General features: G+C 38.7%; 15 protein-coding genes. 9 read left to right on the top strand and 6 right to left on the bottom strand.

Annotated features, from left to right (window positions below):
- The first annotated feature begins 22 nt into the window (after nucleotides 1-22).
- Nucleotides 23-769 (top strand): HesA/MoeB/ThiF family protein, encoded by a 747-nt coding sequence (locus ACK8HY_RS07875; protein WP_416133297.1) that lies wholly within the window; start codon nucleotides 23-25, stop codon nucleotides 767-769.
- Between the two features lie 113 nt (nucleotides 770-882).
- Nucleotides 883-1,572, top strand: a complete 690-nt coding sequence (locus tag ACK8HY_RS07870) for a hypothetical protein (protein WP_077432568.1) — start codon at nucleotides 883-885, stop codon at nucleotides 1,570-1,572.
- 16 nt (nucleotides 1,573-1,588) lie between these two features.
- Here ACK8HY_RS07870 and ACK8HY_RS07865 read toward each other — a convergent pair whose 3' ends face one another.
- Nucleotides 1,589-2,350 (bottom strand): response regulator transcription factor, encoded by a 762-nt coding sequence (locus ACK8HY_RS07865; protein WP_077432569.1) that lies wholly within the window; start codon nucleotides 2,348-2,350, stop codon nucleotides 1,589-1,591.
- Nucleotides 2,351-3,120: 770 nt separating this feature from the next.
- On the opposite strand from ACK8HY_RS07865, the gene ACK8HY_RS07860 reads away from it, so the two are divergent.
- The 3 genes from ACK8HY_RS07860 to ACK8HY_RS07850 all read left to right on the top strand — a co-directional run bounded on the left by ACK8HY_RS07860 (nucleotide 3,121) and on the right by ACK8HY_RS07850 (nucleotide 11,262).
- Nucleotides 3,121-6,258 (top strand): GH92 family glycosyl hydrolase, encoded by a 3,138-nt coding sequence (locus ACK8HY_RS07860; RefSeq protein ID WP_416133296.1) that lies wholly within the window; start codon nucleotides 3,121-3,123, stop codon nucleotides 6,256-6,258.
- Between the two features lie 478 nt (nucleotides 6,259-6,736).
- On the top strand, nucleotides 6,737-8,986 hold the full coding sequence (locus tag ACK8HY_RS07855) for a GH92 family glycosyl hydrolase (RefSeq protein WP_416133295.1): 2,250 nt from the start codon (nucleotides 6,737-6,739) through the stop codon (nucleotides 8,984-8,986).
- Nucleotides 8,987-9,018: 32 nt separating this feature from the next.
- A complete protein-coding gene (locus ACK8HY_RS07850) occupies nucleotides 9,019-11,262 on the top strand; it encodes a GH92 family glycosyl hydrolase (RefSeq protein WP_077432572.1) in 2,244 nt (747 codons plus the stop codon).
- Between the two features lie 80 nt (nucleotides 11,263-11,342).
- Here ACK8HY_RS07850 and ACK8HY_RS07845 read toward each other — a convergent pair whose 3' ends face one another.
- The 3 genes from ACK8HY_RS07845 to ACK8HY_RS07835 all read right to left on the bottom strand — a co-directional run bounded on the left by ACK8HY_RS07845 (nucleotide 11,343) and on the right by ACK8HY_RS07835 (nucleotide 12,756).
- Nucleotides 11,343-11,885, bottom strand: coding sequence for a GNAT family N-acetyltransferase (locus tag ACK8HY_RS07845; RefSeq protein ID WP_077432573.1), 543 nt, complete (start codon nucleotides 11,883-11,885; stop codon nucleotides 11,343-11,345).
- Between the two features lie 41 nt (nucleotides 11,886-11,926).
- Nucleotides 11,927-12,430 (bottom strand): YfbM family protein, encoded by a 504-nt coding sequence (locus tag ACK8HY_RS07840; protein WP_077432574.1) that lies wholly within the window; start codon nucleotides 12,428-12,430, stop codon nucleotides 11,927-11,929.
- Nucleotides 12,431-12,516: 86 nt separating this feature from the next.
- Nucleotides 12,517-12,756 (bottom strand): hypothetical protein, encoded by a 240-nt coding sequence (locus tag ACK8HY_RS07835; protein WP_416133294.1) that lies wholly within the window; start codon nucleotides 12,754-12,756, stop codon nucleotides 12,517-12,519.
- Between the two features lie 291 nt (nucleotides 12,757-13,047).
- Here ACK8HY_RS07835 and ACK8HY_RS07830 point away from each other — a divergent pair, with 291 nt between their 5' ends.
- The 4 genes from ACK8HY_RS07830 (at nucleotide 13,048) to ACK8HY_RS07815 (ending at nucleotide 16,298) form a co-directional block, all read left to right on the top strand.
- Nucleotides 13,048-13,551, top strand: coding sequence for a hypothetical protein (locus ACK8HY_RS07830; protein WP_077432575.1), 504 nt, complete (start codon nucleotides 13,048-13,050; stop codon nucleotides 13,549-13,551).
- A 136-nt stretch (nucleotides 13,552-13,687) separates the two neighbouring features.
- Nucleotides 13,688-14,449: a hypothetical protein gene (locus ACK8HY_RS07825; RefSeq protein ID WP_416133293.1), complete on the top strand. Its 762-nt coding sequence runs from the start codon at nucleotides 13,688-13,690 to the stop codon at nucleotides 14,447-14,449.
- Nucleotides 14,450-14,589: 140 nt separating this feature from the next.
- Nucleotides 14,590-15,303: a WG repeat-containing protein gene (locus tag ACK8HY_RS07820; protein WP_416133292.1), complete on the top strand. Its 714-nt coding sequence runs from the start codon at nucleotides 14,590-14,592 to the stop codon at nucleotides 15,301-15,303.
- A gap of 131 nt (nucleotides 15,304-15,434) precedes the next feature.
- On the top strand, nucleotides 15,435-16,298 hold the full coding sequence (locus ACK8HY_RS07815) for a DUF72 domain-containing protein (protein ID WP_416133291.1): 864 nt from the start codon (nucleotides 15,435-15,437) through the stop codon (nucleotides 16,296-16,298).
- Nucleotides 16,299-16,310: 12 nt separating this feature from the next.
- On the opposite strand, the gene ACK8HY_RS07810 is transcribed toward ACK8HY_RS07815, so the two are convergent.
- Nucleotides 16,311-16,643 carry a hypothetical protein gene (locus ACK8HY_RS07810; protein ID WP_077432578.1) on the bottom strand — a complete coding sequence of 111 codons (333 nt, stop codon included), beginning with the start codon at nucleotides 16,641-16,643 and terminating at the stop codon, nucleotides 16,311-16,313.
- A gap of 11 nt (nucleotides 16,644-16,654) precedes the next feature.
- Nucleotides 16,655-16,975, bottom strand: a complete 321-nt coding sequence (locus tag ACK8HY_RS07805) for a hypothetical protein (protein ID WP_077432579.1) — start codon at nucleotides 16,973-16,975, stop codon at nucleotides 16,655-16,657.
- Nucleotides 16,976-16,987: the final 12 nt, after the last annotated feature.

The raw sequence follows: 16,987 nt of genomic DNA, 5'->3' as shown, positions 1-16,987 counted from the left end.
GGATACAAAATTTCTGTGAAAAATGAGTCTGAGATACAAGCGAAATATCATTCATATTGAAGAAGAGGAACAGCTACGTATTCAGGATTTTACGGTGCTTATTGGAGGTTGTGGTATTGGGAGTTATATCGCTGAGTGTCTATTACGTATGGGATTTGAAAATTTGATCATCGTGGATGGCGATACAGTGGAAATGACGAATCTTAATCGTCAGAATTATGTAGTGGCGGATATTGGAGTAAATAAGGCGATTGCGCTAAAAGACCGCCTGATGGCCATAAATCCAGAAGCGAAGATTACGGCTTATCCTGAATTTCTTGACCGGAACAATTTGTATAGCCTTGATCTAAATTGTAAAGTCGCTATTAATGCCCTGGACTTTTCCTCCGATATTCCTTTTTTATTTGATGAATATATGGCGGAGCATAACATCCCTGTTGTGCATCCTTACAATTTGGGTTGGGCTGGGTTTTTAACTGTCATTACAGCAGAGAGTCGCAATCTGCGTTCTTTGGATAAAGAACATCATGCCTTTGAGATCAATGTCGGAAAATTTATTGTTGATCGATTACAGAAACAGCATATTGATACAAAATGGTTGGAAGATTTTTTATTGGCATACGGTAAAATTGCTATGGATTCTCCACCACCACAGCTCTCATTGGGGCTATATTTATTAGCTGGAATGGTTTGTCAGGTTGTATTCAATATTGCCACAGATAAACCCATAAAAGTTTTTCCTGAATCCTACTATTTGTCTATGCGTTAATGAAATGACCTATATTGATTGCAATAATTATTATATTTTTGTATTGCATCTGCGTCTCTGTGATGATCTAATCAACAAAAGCTATTTTATAAAAAATATTGAATTTCAACTGCATGAACTGGACACCAGAAAATTATTATTTTACCAAACTTAATAGTGCAGAGCTACCTGAACTTATCCATTTTTATTTGACCACCCTCCAACAGCACTATAAACTTGACAAGTATTCAAAAGAGGATTATCATGCGGACTATAATGCTTTGATAGGAGAGGATTCAGTCTTTTTCGATCAATCTATTTATTATGTTTTGCGGAGCAAGATAAATCATGAAATCCATGCCTCAATTCGAATTACGTATTGGGATAAGAAAACCAGCTTACCTATTCAAAAGCTATTTGGTATTAAAACCGATGACCTGCTGATACCCGGAGTTGATAATTTTTGGCATATCGGACGTTTTGTAATTTCAGGAAAAATTATGGGAAATCGGATTAATATTCTGAAAAAAATGCTTTTTGATGCTTTTTATGGCCCTTATAGTATGGAGGATGGTTTAATCATTGCCGAATGTGACCGGAAAGTTGTGAATACGCTGCGTAAACTTGAAATAGAATCATATCAATTGGGAGATCCGATTATTTATTTTTATTCTGAGACATTACCCATCTATATTAAGTCGGAATGGCTGGAGGCCTTTATCCAAAAAAATAAAACTTCGCAGTACAGTAGTAGGAATGATAGTGACATCCAAAAATTTGTGACTATGTCCAAAGCTATGTTATTGGATTCCAAAAACAATTAGTGAATTTAAGCGCCTTTTAAAAAAGAGATAACTCGATTGCTAATGCTGTGGCTTCAGTTATACTCTTTACTTTTAACTTTGAAAATATCTGTTTTTTGTGAAATTTAACAGTATCAATAGATACATAGAGCCGATCTGCAATCTGATCCATTGTCAGACCCTGTGCAGAAAAAAGTAAAATGTCTTTTTCCCGGGGTTTTAATTTAACACGCGGCGTTTCAACCCAGATATCTTTCACCAGATCATATTCAAATTGCCTTCCATCTTCATCTGATTTGAATCTGATATTACCAGCATTTGGATGCGAAGACATAGAAACCAAACAGAGTGCAATCCAGGGGTTTGAATGGTTATCCAGTAAAAGTGGCTTCAATTTGTGGTTAACAAGTAACGGTTTACTGCCGGGCTGTTTTAGATGAAAATCATACGATATGGAGTATTTTAAACGCTCATCTGCAGATAACTTGCCATAGAAATCAAATCCAACATCGTTTATCTTTTTTAATAAGTGAAGATCATCTTCAGGAACATTATTTACATAATGATGATATCCTTCTTTCATCACTTCCGCAGAGGAACTTCCACATAGAAAGATAGGATTGTCGGAAACAAATAAAAAACTTTTCTTTGAATAGTCAATTAGATAGATGCTCTGATAAGTTAGTCGACTGAGGGATCTTGCGAAATTAATAAATGCGTTGACGATCTCATAATCATCTTGGCTAAAGTTGTCTTTAACATGTATCGGCTCAAAAAAATCTTCAATTTTTATTTTCATATTGTAAAATGGCAAAGATGATCTATTGTTGCTTCAAAATTTCCACTTAGACGAATGTCACTTTTAATAGTAGTTTACAACAATAACAGTTCTTCCTAAATCCAAGGCCTAAAATGGATCTTTCCAAGCATAAGTTGACCCCGCTATTTAAATGAGGGGCTTTTTTGTCTTAAATTCCTGTTGTATAATGGAATAATGTTCTACACAAATGGGTAGAATATTGTCCAGCATGATAAAATGTCGGATTTTACTTTCTATCTTTATATTTTCAAGGTAATTTAAAATTATATAAAGATAGTTTATTGGATTCAAAATACCCAATGACATGTGCTGCTTTATATAGAATCTTCATAAAAATTTTAATTTATTTAGGCCTTTCTTAAAAATACCTCTCCCTGATTATTTCAATTTTCGATTTTATTTTAACGGTGCTAAGTCATCCTTAACTTTAGTCCTATTAAGGGGATAACAAACAGCTTAGATAAGAATATCTCTTGTTTTTACTATGTATGTACATTTATATTTTTTACTTGATATTTCTTATTTTTTATAGTATTATTGTGTTCTTAAATTAAACTTTTGAGCTTTTAATCGTGCTTTGTATTGTTTTTTATTATGTATATACAATATTTCGCCGGTTAAATGAATGCTTGGGGGCGACTCTTCTTATTCAACTGAATTGGAAGCGAAGATAAATTTAAACAGGTAAAAAGAACCGAATACTAGAATAAGCATTTACTGCATATTTTTTATTATAAAATCCATCGATTATGAAAATGCATCTCCCCATTTCCGTTTGTGCCGGTTTACTGTTAATGACTGGGCAGCTTGTTTCGGGACAGGAAATTACAATTTGGCAACTGGGCAATTCTGATGGCTCCAGTGGAGAATTCGCACTGGCTCCAAAGGATTATAAAAAATTCCTTGAACACGATTTTGGTTACGAAGACAATTATTTTTTGGTTGGGCAATCTTCGTTATCGCGAGATTTACCCTATGTGTTACCCGGACCTGCCAACGAATGGGGCGGGACTGGTGGAACTTCTGGACTAAGAACCCATTTTCTGAATTTATACAGTGTATTGAGTGGTCCGGTTGAAAATGGGAAATGGGCTCTGGAAGTAAAATTGGCAAATAGTGATCCTCAGAATAAACCGACCTTACAAATCGCAATCAATGGTAAATCTTATAATTACGAACTCAAGAATAGTGATGGCCCCGTTGATCCGATAGCTACGGGTTCGAAGTCTGGAGCCTCTACCATACGGATAGCATTACCTGACCATCTTATTTCGACGGGATTTAATCAGGTGACCCTTACCGTAATAAAAGGAGGATGGGTTGAGTTCGATTCCTTTAAGTTATTGGGGCCTGAGCAGGTCAAATTGTTAACAGATTACACCTCAGTAATAAAAGGGGTAAGGCAATCGGATTTTGAACTGAAAAATGGAAATGAACGTATACAGTATATGCTTGTTGACCTTTTGAAATTGAAAGATGACGAGCGCATAAAAGTACTATTGGATGGGAAGAAAATCTATGATAAAACTCATGAGAAAGGAGTATCTCGACTTGAGATTCCCATGCCTTATACATCGAAGGAAGTACGAAGCAAATATGCCATCTATGTCAACGATAAATTAATTCGTACAGCTTTCATAAAACGATCCCCAAAGCGATTAGGTGGGGTTTCGGACTATGTCAATACCATGATAGGGGCTGCGCATTCCAGGTGGATGTTGGCACCGGGACCATGGATGCCATTTGGAATGGTTAAGATCAGCCCCGATAACCAGAATATCGGCTGGCAGGCTGGTTACGAGCCATCGATAGAATCCATTGGTACATTTAGCCATATACACGAATGGACAATGGCAGGGCTTGGCACTTTTCCGACAGCGGGCCAATTGAAGACTAGTGTGGGAGACCAATATAGTGTGCATTCAGGTTACCGTTCTGCAATAGATAAAACAAGTGAACAGGCTCCATTGGGATACTACTCCGTCCACCTCCTCGATCAGGATATTGATGCAAAACTTACTGCGGGAACGCGGTCTAGTTTCCAGAAATATACCTATCATAAGTCAGATACCGGACGTGTTATGATCGATCTTAAAGTGAATGGTGAATATGATTATAAGATCAAAGATCTCTCACTTAAAAAGGTTTCAGATTATAAGGTTATCGGTTATAGTAGCCAGTTGTCCGAAAATGTCTGGTCTACTGATGCCAAGCAGGATTATGTCGTTTATTTCGTCATGGAGTTTGATAAGCCAATTATCAATTTCGGTACCTGGCATGATAGTCGTGTTACAACTAAGGCAGATCTGGATGCGGACAGCGCTCAATTTGCAGGTATGTATGTAGAGTTCGACGTTCGTAAAGACAAGGAAGTGCAATTGCGAACTGGGATTTCCTATGTCAGTATAGCTAATGCAGCAGAAAATCTGAAAACAGAACTTTCAGATCCGTTTGGTTGGTCTTTTGAAGCTGTGGTCGAAAATCAACACCGGGTATGGAATGAATTATTAGGTCGCCTGGAGATAAAGAGCAATGACTATCTGGAAAAAGAGAAGTTTTACACCAATATGTACCGCACTTTGGCTAGCCGTAATACGTTTAGCGATGTCAATGGTCAATGGCGATCTTCTGACGAGAAGATCAGAACGATGGAACAGGCAGGGGATCTGGCCCTGGGATGTGATGCGTTCTGGAATACATTCTGGAATTTAAACCAGTTCTGGAACCTGGTAACACCGGAGTGGTCGAACAAATGGGTGCGTTCGCAATTGGCGATGTATGATGCCGATGGCTGGCTGGCAAAAGGGCCCGCCGGGATGGAGTATATTCCCGTAATGGTGGCTGAACATGAAATTCCTTTGATTGTAGGAGCCTATCAGATGGGAATACGCGATTACGATGTTACAAAGGCATTTGAAGCCGTTAAGAAAATGCAGACAACAAGTCCGCTGAAATTTGAAGGTGGTTTTGCAGGTAATCGTGATCTAGATGTTTATCTAAAGTATAAGTATGTTCCTTATGACCTTGGTCGTTTCTCAAATTCCCTGGAATATAGTTTTGACGACTGGAGTGTTGGACAATTTGCAAAATCATTGGGAAAGGAAAAGGAATATGGTTATTTTAATGATAGAGGTAGCTGGTGGAAGAACGCAATAGATGTTAAAAGTGGATATGCGAGGATGAAAGATGCCAAGGGTGAATGGTATCGCGACTTTGACCCGTTTAAATCCGGAGCCAATCATCATTATGTTGAAGGCAATGCATGGCAGTTAACGTTCTTTGTGCCTCAGGATATTCCTGCATTGGCTAAAATGATTGGTGAGGATGTGTTTCTAAAGCGTTTGGAATGGGGGTTCGGAGAAAGTGAAAAATGGCGGTATAATGGACCAAATGATCAATATTGGGATTATCCTGTGGTTCAGGGAAATCAACAGTCTATGCATTTCGCTTATATTTTTAACTGGTTAAACAAACCATGGCTTACACAAAAATGGAGCCGGTCTATCGGTGAACGCTATTATGGACAGGGCATTTCCAATGCCTATCTGGGAGATGAGGATCAGGGACAGATGAGTGCCTGGTATATCATGAATGCGATTGGATTATTCCAACTGGATGGGGGGACACGAACAAAACCTATTTATGAAATTGGTAGCCCATATTTTGAAGAAATTAAGATCAAACTGGGACGGCAATATGGGCGCGGAGATCAATTTGTTATAAAAGCTAAAAATGCGAGCAAAAAGAATATGTATGTGCAACGGGCGATTTTAAATGGTAAACCGCTGCAGACATTTTATTTCGATGCAACGGAATTGCTAAAAGGAGGTGAACTTGTTTTGGAAATGGGCGATAAACCGAATATGCAATGGGGATTGTTGCATTAATCAGATCGTACTGAAATTAACTTTTGACGGGAAACTACACATTCAGATTATTACTTTCTTCGTTAGGCAGGACTGTTTGTTAAAGTTTGGTTAAACACAGTGGAGGGGGATAACAAAGCTCGAAGGATGGCGTTATCAATGTAGTTTTCATAATTTAGGTTAATAATTGGTTAGTTAGTAAAAATCCTGGAGTTCCCCGCTTCAGGATTTTTTTGTTGAAAGATCTTCCTCCAGAGTTGACAATACGCCGATTGCTATTCACAGATATTGGGACTGTACTTTAAAATCAGCAGAGTCGTGGTGATTTAAGTTTATTTTTACTCTTGCTAAATCCTATTAACATTTGTAAAATGATAGATATATGTTTAGCGGATATTTGTAAATCTTTGGTATTATCTGTAGTATTGTGACCACACTTAAAAATGTGCAATCCGCTGTTCATTGTAGCACAAAAGTAGATTGCCTTTATCAACATGATATGATCAAGTTTATCCGCTATTTCCTTTTGGGATTATTTGTTTGGAAGCACGCGTCTGCGCAAAAACTGCCAACAGACTATGTGAATCCTTTTATTGGTACGAGTAATTACGGGACGACCAATCCTGGAGCTCAGGTACCTCATGGTTTAATGAATGTGTCCCCCTTCAATGTAATGGGATCCTCACTTAATGCCTTCGATAAGGACGCGCGTTGGTGGTCTACACCTTATGAACATAGTAATAGCTATTTTACCGGTTTTTCACATGTTAATCTGAGTGGTGTAGGTTGCCCGGATATGGGAAGTTTGTTATTGATGCCTACAGCTGGAAAACTGGAAGTTGACTACCATCAATATGGAAGTACTTATACGCAAGAAGAGGCTCATCCAGGCTATTATAGTAATGTGTTAAAAAAATACGGTATCAAAACAGAGGCGTCCTCAACAGCTCGTGTAGGAGTGTCAAAATTTACTTTTCCGAAGGGACAGGCGAATATTCTCCTCAATTTAGGCGAGGGACTGACGAATGAAACAGGGGCTACAGTCCGTTATGTCAGTGATACGGAACTTGAAGGTTCGAAATTATTAGGTTCGTTCTGTTATACCAACAATCAGGCCGTATATCCTATTTTCTTCGTGATGCGTTTGAATAAAAAGCCCACAAAAAAAGGGTACTGGAAATTTCAACGTGCGGGTGAAAAATGGGAAAACGACTGGAACAAGGATGCCGGCAAATACAAGATTTTTACCGACTATTCAGGCCAACTATCTGGAGATGATCTTGGCGCCTTCTTGAGCTTTGATGTCCAGGAAAATGAAAGTGTGGAGGTTCAGTTGGCGGTATCTTTCGTGAGTGTTGAAAATGCCCGAAAAAATCTGGAGGCAGAGCAGCCAGGTTTTGGATTTGAACAGATCCGAACGCAAGCTTCATCTTTGTGGAACAGTGAATTGTCAAAAATTCAGGTAGAAGGAGGTACTGAAGATCAAAAAACGGTGTTTTATACAGCTATGTATCATGCTATGATCCATCCTAATATATTACAGGATGTGAATGGCGAATATCCGGCTATGGAAAATAGAAAGACCCTCGTTGCAGATCACAACCGCTATACGGTATTCTCTTTATGGGATACTTACAGAAATGTACAACCATTAATGTCACTGGTCTATCCAGAAAAACAGGTTGGTATGATTCGCTCTATGATTGATATCTATAAAGAAAATGGATGGATGCCTAAATGGGAACTTTATAGCCGTGAGAGTTATACAATGGATGGGGATCCAGCCGTACCTGTTATTGTAGATGCCTGGATGAAAGGCATTCGGGATTATGATATTGATACCGCCTATGAGGCATTTTTGAAATCAGCAACGACCACCGATTCGACGAATCGAATCCGTCCGGATAATGCCGATTATGTAAAATATGGTTATGTTCCGCTACGTGATTCTTTTGATAATTCGGTTTCCCACGCAATCGAATATTATGTCGCTGATTGGAATTTAGCACAACTGGCCAGCTCGTTAGGAAAATCCAAAGATGCGCAGACTTTTGGCAAAAGAGCGCAAGGTTACAAACATTACTATTCTCCAGAATATGGAACATTTAGGCCTATTCTTCCGAATGGATCATTTTTGACACCTTTCAACCCATTGATGGGAGCTAATTTTGAGCCTAACCATGGTTTTCATGAAGGAAATGCCTGGAATTATAGCTTTGCGATCCCATTTGATATCCCTGGTTTAGTTCAACTGATGGGGGGGAAGAAGAAATTCGTGGCTAGATTGCAAACAACTTTTGATAAGGGGTATTTCGATGTAACCAATGAACCTGACATGCTTTATCCACATGTTTTTTCGGAGATAAAAGGTGAAGAATGGCGTACACAAAAATTGGTTAAGCAGATTTTGGATAAACATTTTACGAATAGCCCCAGTGGGATACCGGGAAATGATGATACAGGGACAATGTCGACTTGGGCATTAATGAATATGATGGGAATTTATCCTTTTTGTCCCGGCAGACCAGATTATACGATCGTTACTCCGGTATTTGATAAAGTAACTATTCAACTTGATAAAAAGTATTATCCTAAGTCTGATCGTGTGACCATTAGACGCCAAAAAGAGGGCAATGGAGAATTCATCAAAAAAATTATCGTCGATGGAAAGCCATTAGGAGGTTTTAAGATAAGCCATCAAGTTTTGGTCAATAGCAAAGATATCCTGATTGTTACGGGAGACAGATAAATGACACGCAGATTAAAGAAGCTATCTACACTATGAAATATATGAAATACCTGGCAGGTGCAGGTTTATTGGGAATACTGAGCTGTGCCTCACAGCAGGATTCGGCTGAAGGTTCTTATGCAAAATCAGTCAATCCTTTTATAGGGACAGATTTTACGGGTAACACCTATCCTGGAGCACAATCGCCCTTTGGTATGGTGCAATTGAGTCCGGATAATGGATTGCCCGGTTGGGATCGTATTTCGGGTTATTTTTATCCCGATAGCACGATTTCGGGCTTTAGTCATACCCATTTAAGTGGGACGGGAGCTGGGGATCTATATGATATATCGTTTATGCCAGTTACATTGCCTTATCATGAAGCCGCGGAACCTTTGGGCATTCATTCCAAGTTTTCCCATCAGGATGAACAGGCGCATGCGGGATACTATAAGGTAAAGCTGACAGATTATAATATCGATGTAGAGTTAACAGCAAGCCCGCGCTGTGGTATCCAACGTTATACATTTCCTGAAGCGCAGTCAGCTGTTTTTTTGGATCTGAAAAAAGCGATGAATTGGGACGCTACCACCGATTCATATATAGAGGTGGTCGATTCGGTCACCGTACGAGGCTACCGATTTTCTGAGGGCTGGGCCAGAGGGCAGCGTGTCTATTTTGCAACCCGGTTTTCAAAGCCCTTCGAAGCAATTCATATAGACAGTTCAGCAATACAATCAAATGTTGATACGCTTACAAAATCATCCAAACGCATAGGGACGGCTTTCAAAGCACGTTTTGATTTTAAAACAACTGCCGGTGAGCAGGTAACACTTAGTACAGCACTTTCGGGGGTAAGTATGGACGGTGCTTCCAAGAATCTGAAGGCAGAGGTGCCAAAAGATGATTTCGATTATTATTTAAAAGAAGCTGAAAAAAGCTGGAACAAGGAACTTGGTAAGATCACCATCCAAACCGCAGACAAAGAAGCTAAAATGAAGTTCTATACAGCACTGTATCATTCAATGTTGGCTCCTACCATATTTGGAGACGTAGATGGAACCTATTTTGGCGCGGATAGAAAGGTGCATCAGGCTGAGGGCTGGACAAATTATAGTACTTTTTCGCTTTGGGATACCTACCGTGCTTCACACCCCTTATTTACTTACCTTGATCCAAGCCGGGTAAATGATATGGTTAAATCATTTCTTGCATTTTACGAACAGCATGGTCGCTTGCCGGTATGGAATATCTACGGTAGTGAAACAGATATGATGATCGGTAATCATGCAATCCCGGTTATTGTAGATGCGTACTTGAAGGGAATAGGTGATTTTGATGCGCATAAAGCATTGGCGGCTTGTGTGGCTACGGCAAATATAGATAATTATAGGGGGATTGGGTTGTATAAAAAGCTGGGATATGTTCCCTATGATATCGTGGATAAATACAATGCTGATAACTGGTCTTTGTCACGTACGCTCGAATATGCGTTTGATGATCATTGCATTGCTAAGATGGCAGAAAAGATGGGAAACAAAGCCGTGGCATCAACTTTTTTCGCAAGAGCAAAAAGTTATAAAAATGTCTATAATCCTACTACGTCTTTTATGCAGCCACGTAATAGCCAGGGCGCATTTGTAACTCCCTTTGATCCGGAGGAATACAGCGCGCATATCTGCGAAAGTAATGCTTGGCAATATTTTTGGTCAGTTCAGCATGATATCCCCGGATTGATCAATCTTGTGGGGGGAGACGAGCGCTTCGGGCAGAAGTTGGACAGCATGTTTACCTTTCACCCGTCTGATACAAGTAAATTACCTATTTTCAGCACAGGTATGATCGGACAATATGCGCATGGAAATGAACCTAGCCATCATGCTATCTATTTGTTTAATGCAATCGGGCAACCATGGAAAACGCAGCAATATGCTGCTGAAGTAATGGAAAAACTCTATCTCAATAAGCCGTCGGGGTTAAGCGGAAACGATGATTGCGGACAGATGTCTGCTTGGTATGTCTTCAGTGCGCTGGGTTTTTATCCGGTAGATCCTGTGGGTGGAAGATATGAAATCGGTACCCCATTGTTTGAACATAGCGAATTTAAACTTGCGAATGGGAAAAAGTTTACTGTCAAAGCGGATCATGTAAATAAAACCAATATTTACATCCAGTCGGTTACTTTGGATGGGAAGCCGCTCGAAACGAGCTATATCACACATGAGCAGATCATGTCGGGGGCTACCCTTATTTTCCAAATGGGAAGCAAACCTGGGCCGAGGTGGTACAAAAAATAACTGAAAATTAATGCATCGTTTTTGTTGAAAGAACCTCCACTAGCTAACAGCTACTGGAGGTTCCTTGGTGAATGAAGCTATTATTGAATGTTTTTATAAAAGTAGGTTGTACTACACGGTGTGCCATCCGGAAAAAGCGCATAATTCGGAATATTTCCCACAACTTTCCAGCCGCATTTTAGATATAAAGCATGGGCAGGACTATCGGTTACGGTGTCTAAAACCAGAAGTGATTTTTTCATTTTCTTCGCGATGATTTCAATATGTTGCAGTAGATTCTCGGCTATACCCAGACGTCGAAAAGACGAATGTACCAACATTTTTGCCACATCTGCCCGGTGGGGCTGATTTTGGGGAAGGTCTATTTGCAATTGTACAGTCCCAACAATCTGTTCAGTTAGGCTGTCTTTTGCGACAAGTAGTACTGTTTTTTGTTGTTGTACCTTTGCCAGTACATTGTGCCAGAATTCACTTGCCTTTTCTTTACTTATATCCTGCATAAAGCCTACTGAGGCTCCCCCTTGAACAATATCCAATGTTAATGCAGCTAGGTCCGAAACGGTGTTGTTATTTATTTCCTTTAATTCTTGAATGTGGATACTTCTCTTGTCTGAAATATGCATGGTTATATTATCATGTTTTAGTCGTGTGGGATAATTGCGCTTTAATTGAGAAATAGAATTACCGCTTCATGCTGTAATGCGGCCATATGATAAAATGCTTTCAAGTCCTCGAAGTATTGAAGCAGATAATCTAATGCATTTTCATCATCCCAAATTGTGGGATATATATCTTTCTCTAACATCATGATGGAGTCAAAGCGCTGTGTTAATTCTGCTGCTGAAATTTCCTGTAGCGCTAAATCAATCTGTCTGGTTTGTTCGATATCCGTATAGGTCGCTGGACCATAGCCCATGTCCTGATTCCGGTCGATGTCATTGGGGCCAACTAATAGCCAGGATAAAGGAGGTGAGGCCTGATCGTAGGTTCCGATGGATTCTCCTGTTAATAAAAAGAAAATACCTTCCCAGGCTTTATCTATATCGATCAGATTGTTCAAATGTACGGCCTCTTTGCTGTAAACCATATTTCTTAACAGGCGACTATCCGTGAGAAAACTATTCAATGTTTCTGAATTGACCCGGAGAAAATTTTGTATCATGCTCATGATCCCTCGATTTTATCTGATTATTTTTTTTGTTTTGCAGCGTTGTAATGAAACAATGGATTGCACTGTGAATACGCTTCCTGTACCTATGAATTATTACTTCGTGTAAATGCAAAATAAATAACATAGAGCCATCCTAAGATCCCATGGATCAATGCCCATAGAATAGATTTGTTGCGATCCCATGAAGTGACAACTGCAATTACAGAACCAAGTCCGATCCCGGATCGCGTAATCGTCTCAGTTGTAGAGCGGCTAATTTCCTGTCCGAAAACCATACCCGATATCCCAATGAACATAATTAATAAAGCTAATTTTTTCATCATGTTTTATTTAGTTCTTTTCGTTCTTGATTCGTCATTGATTTTCTTCATTCTATTGAATTTCATCTAATGGTCTGTATTCTTTTTCTAAGTTCCGTAATTCTTTTTTAAGAAACAAACTAACGTATCTCTTAACTGGTTTTATCATTCATTAAGGACACAAATGTGGGATCTTTCTTTAAAATTGATCTTTATAAACAGCAAAATAATAACGGATCTTAAAAAACAAGCAGCGAATATTAACTGACTTAAATTGCCTGTTTTGAAAAGACGTTATTTGTTAAAAAATGAGCTATGAGAATTATTATTTTGACATTAATCATCAGTGCATTTGCATTGACATCTTGTGGTGGTAATCTGGATTTTGGTTATAACGAAAAGATTGCCGATCTTTTCTATCAATGTAAGGAGAAGTTGGATGAGAGCTACAATAAATTGTTGGAAGGAGCATATGATGTAGATAAAGCTGACGAATTATCCTACGAAATGACGCTAAAAGAAGTACAGGCATTGAACAGTTATATCAAGGGAATAAAGAGTGAAGTTAATGCATTGACGCCCAGTGAAAGCGCTAAGAGCTTTCATTCGACCATAATGACTTATATGACAAGAATTGCGGATGGTTATGGACCGTTGTTGATCAAATATGTAGATGAACAAAAAAAAGGTGCGAGACAGGCCTTATTGAGAGATATTACTGACGAAAGAGCTAAAATAACAGTCTTAGCTGATACTTGTTTAGAGAAACAGGTAGAATTTTTAAATCGTGTGGGAATAAAAGTTACTGCTGTGCGGTAACACTATTAATTTCGGACAAATGAGAACATGTTTAACAAACCATAGATTTTATTTAATAGGTGTTTTATTCTTGCTAATTGTATCCTGTAAAAGCAAAGCTATAAAGCAGGCTGTTAGCGTTGCCGATCAGCGGCAAATGGTAAGGCCAGACTGGTTAGCCCAGAAGTATTCGCAAGTGACAATGATTGATAATGATCATGTGGCGGTATTAAATGGGAATTACCTCGTGGACATACCATTGCAGTTTAATACAGATTCCAGCTATGTATTTTATTTGAATGCCAAAATTCCAGTCGGACTTTTTAAGGAATCATTGGGGTTTTACCCCGAATTGAAGCAGTTTATTCTTATTGTTCCTGATTGGAAATTTTATGCTGAAGTCAGTAAAATGGCTGCAATGAAAGGTATGTGCGTAGAACCGGAAACGACTAATTTTTACTACTTTATAAGACGGGAAGAGGATCATGTAAAAGTTGATAGAGCTCGCCTTGGAGGACTAGAAAACCCATTGCTTGATTTTGACAAATCTGCGGTTCCGGATGATATGCTAACCGTATACAGGAAGGAAAGCTATGGCTCTGTCTGTTGTCCTCGTGATCCAATGTGGGATATCGCTGATCAGGATAGTTCCTTTATTCGCGGCTTTGAGGAAAAAAATAAATTCAAGGTAACTACTGGGCGATATATTCAAATGCAAGGAAAAGAAGGTGAAAATAGTATATATTACACATTGCCTGGATTAACAACACTACAGCGATTGCAATTTCTGCTTGAGAAACGTGCCCAATGGAGCTTAAACAGAGCAGCCAAGAAAATGCCGCCTTCACCTAAATTGTTTACACCACAATTATTTCAGTTGATAACAATCGGTTTTAACAGGTTTGAGAAAATGCTTTAATAGATAAGACTTCATTGTGGGGTGCGGACCTCCGCTTTTTAAATCTGTCTGTTTTAAGCTGCATGATTTAAATAACATTTGATAAATAAATATAATTTTGAAATAGTATGAGCATAAACAATCCATATAAAATTATGGGCATGGTAGCAATAATCGTATTTATAAGCAGTTCTTGTCAAGGACAAGGTTCAACCAAAGCTGCTAAAATAGCTTCGGAAGAGGCTATTTTGCCAATCAGTCAATTGCAGGGGAAATATAATGCAGCCGAAGATATTTGGGAAAATCCAGATACTGCCTATGAACAATTTATACGATTTGATGGCGAAAATCTTGCTACTTTTTATCGGACGGATGCTGATGGAGCTTTAGGGACCGTTGGTATTGTTGATAAAACAGGAAAGGTTATTGTCCAACCCAACTATTTCAGTACATCAACAAAACCGCGATCTGGCTTTTTTGAAGTACAGGATAGCCAGCAACGTGTAGGTTTGATCGATGTGAATGGGGTAGAAGTTGTACCACCTCAATATGAAACTATCTTTTTGGACGACAGTTTGTTGGAGATTGACAGCACGGTGATCAAAGTCGATAAAGATGGGAAACAGGGTTTTATCGATCGTAACGGGAAGATCGTAGTACCGCTAAAATATCAGCTCCTTGATATCGCGGGTAAGAATAGAATTATGTATATGGAATCACCCCAACATTGGGGATTGATGGATTATAATGGCAAAATAATCACAGCCCCAGTTTTTACACACAGCGGTATCTTTGTCGAAGGAAAAACTGTCTTACAACAAGCCGATGGCGAGGCGTATACCCTTTATGAAGATGGGAGAATTGATAAGAAATAATCGCTATTGTGGACAATGGCTGGAAACGTTCATTTCTGTAAAACTTTGGAATGGTGGGATATGTTTTATGCTGGAAGAAAGATAAACATAATTCCAAAAGAAACCTAAATCATTGTCAAAAAGAACGGAATATGTTCATATGGAAACCTACGGCAGATTGTTCGCAGCCCATTTCAAGTAGTGGACTTGTAAAGTATTATTTGAAATTTGATCTATTTGTTCGTTTCAATTGTTCTAGTGTTATGGAGGTTCAATATTTTTCAGGCACAAGTGGAATCCTGTTGCCTTATAAGAATAAAAGTTATTTTCCCGACAGTCTAAAGGACAGAAGTAGGCTTTCTGTATACAGTCTATTGTTTAATTCGTTGGAGGTAAACAGCTCATTTTACAAAATACCCCGTAAGGAAACTGTCGCTAGATGGTCTCAGGAAACAAGTGATAACTTTCGTTTTACTTTTAAGCTTTGGAAGGGAATTACCCATCAAAAAGGTTTGATTTTTGAACCTAGTGATGTTGTTAGATTTTTGGATATCATCAACGCAGTGGGTAATAAGAAGGGATGTTTATTAATACAATTACCTCCGTCAGCCACGTTTTCTTTGCTGATCAAATTAGATGAACTGTTAAAATGCATTGCGACAGATACACGAAGTTTAGGTTGGCACATCTGCGTTGAATTTCGTCATCGGTCTTGGTATTGTCAGAAAACATTAATCTTATTAAAATCTTATGGTATGAATTTGGTGTTACACGATAAAGATGGTTGCGGAATATACAATATGATGCATGCTGAAAATGATATCATCTATCTGCGTTTTCACGGTCCAGAAGGTGATTATAAGGGAAGTTATGAGAATGCTGTTTTACATGAGTATAAAGGTTATATCAAGGAATGGTTAGCTGAAGGAAAGGAAGTGTATGTCTATTTTAACAATACTATCGGTGATGCTATTAAAAACCTAAGAACCTTAGAAGAGTATGTTAAAAGAGGATAATATACGGATTGTTTAAAAGATATTTTCACGGATATATTCTTTCCCCATATAGCCGTCCCAATTTTCATGGTCTCGCATAATGTGATGATAGACGGTGGTCAAAGCCTGCATTTTGGTCAATAAAGGAATACCTTTCCGAATGCAGTCGTAATCTGTGTAAATTCCATTGCAATCATTCCATTGAAGCCATTGCAGCAACTCCTGACGTTTCATGTGCGTGAGCCTGTCAAAAAGGGATTTATCTTTTAAATCCAGGAGTTGATAGCGCCAATCCTTTGACTGAGAATTCATTGCGATGATTTTTGGTAATTGATAACCGATAATCTGTTTGATGAAAGATTCCATGTGCTGAACAATTAGTTGTTGAACATAAGTTGTATTGGACCATGCGAAACACGATTAACCTGCTTTTTCGTATGATTTCGCAAGATCGCTTTGTAGGTGTATTCTACCGCCTTTGACTTACAAAGAGGCTTAACACCATTATGCATACATTTACGATCAGTGTAATTACCTTTGGGATTATACCATTGGAGCCAATCAACAAGTTTCTCCCGGTCCATTTCCTCGAGCCGTTGAAATAAACCATTTATCTCGCTTTCTTTAAGCTGCTCACGCCAATCGGTCCATATGGGACGCGACGTAAATTCTCTGTTTGCTTTAAATTTATTTTCCATTGTTTTTACTTT

Origin of the sequence: Sphingobacterium sp. NGMCC 1.201703, from assembly GCF_047784615.1 — a bacterium.
In the GTDB taxonomy this organism is placed as follows: Bacteria; Bacteroidota; Bacteroidia; order Sphingobacteriales; family Sphingobacteriaceae; genus Sphingobacterium.
This window is presented reverse-complemented; position numbering and strand designations above follow the sequence as displayed.

Bases quoted from the DNA above. Each gene is read 5' to 3' on its own strand.
- ACK8HY_RS07845 (WP_077432573.1), bottom strand. From the start codon at position 11,885: ATGCATATTTCAGACAAGAGAAGTATCCACATTCAAGAATTAAAGGAA.
- ACK8HY_RS07820 (WP_416133292.1), top strand. From the start codon at position 14,590: ATGGTAGCAATAATCGTATTTATAAGCAGTTCTTGTCAAGGACAAGGT.
- ACK8HY_RS07805 (WP_077432579.1), bottom strand. From the start codon at position 16,975: ATGGAAAATAAATTTAAAGCAAACAGAGAATTTACGTCGCGTCCCATA.
- ACK8HY_RS07850 (WP_077432572.1), top strand. From the start codon at position 9,019: ATGAAATATATGAAATACCTGGCAGGTGCAGGTTTATTGGGAATACTG.
- ACK8HY_RS07855 (WP_416133295.1), top strand. From the start codon at position 6,737: ATGATCAAGTTTATCCGCTATTTCCTTTTGGGATTATTTGTTTGGAAG.
- ACK8HY_RS07860 (WP_416133296.1), top strand. From the start codon at position 3,121: ATGAAAATGCATCTCCCCATTTCCGTTTGTGCCGGTTTACTGTTAATG.
- ACK8HY_RS07810 (WP_077432578.1), bottom strand. From the start codon at position 16,643: ATGGAATCTTTCATCAAACAGATTATCGGTTATCAATTACCAAAAATC.
- ACK8HY_RS07815 (WP_416133291.1), top strand. From the start codon at position 15,435: ATGTTCATATGGAAACCTACGGCAGATTGTTCGCAGCCCATTTCAAGT.
- ACK8HY_RS07840 (WP_077432574.1), bottom strand. From the start codon at position 12,430: ATGAGCATGATACAAAATTTTCTCCGGGTCAATTCAGAAACATTGAAT.
- ACK8HY_RS07825 (WP_416133293.1), top strand. From the start codon at position 13,688: ATGGTAAGGCCAGACTGGTTAGCCCAGAAGTATTCGCAAGTGACAATG.
- ACK8HY_RS07870 (WP_077432568.1), top strand. From the start codon at position 883: ATGAACTGGACACCAGAAAATTATTATTTTACCAAACTTAATAGTGCA.
- ACK8HY_RS07835 (WP_416133294.1), bottom strand. From the start codon at position 12,756: ATGATGAAAAAATTAGCTTTATTAATTATGTTCATTGGGATATCGGGT.
- ACK8HY_RS07875 (WP_416133297.1), top strand. From the start codon at position 23: ATGAGTCTGAGATACAAGCGAAATATCATTCATATTGAAGAAGAGGAA.
- ACK8HY_RS07830 (WP_077432575.1), top strand. From the start codon at position 13,048: ATGAGAATTATTATTTTGACATTAATCATCAGTGCATTTGCATTGACA.
- ACK8HY_RS07865 (WP_077432569.1), bottom strand. From the start codon at position 2,350: ATGAAAATAAAAATTGAAGATTTTTTTGAGCCGATACATGTTAAAGAC.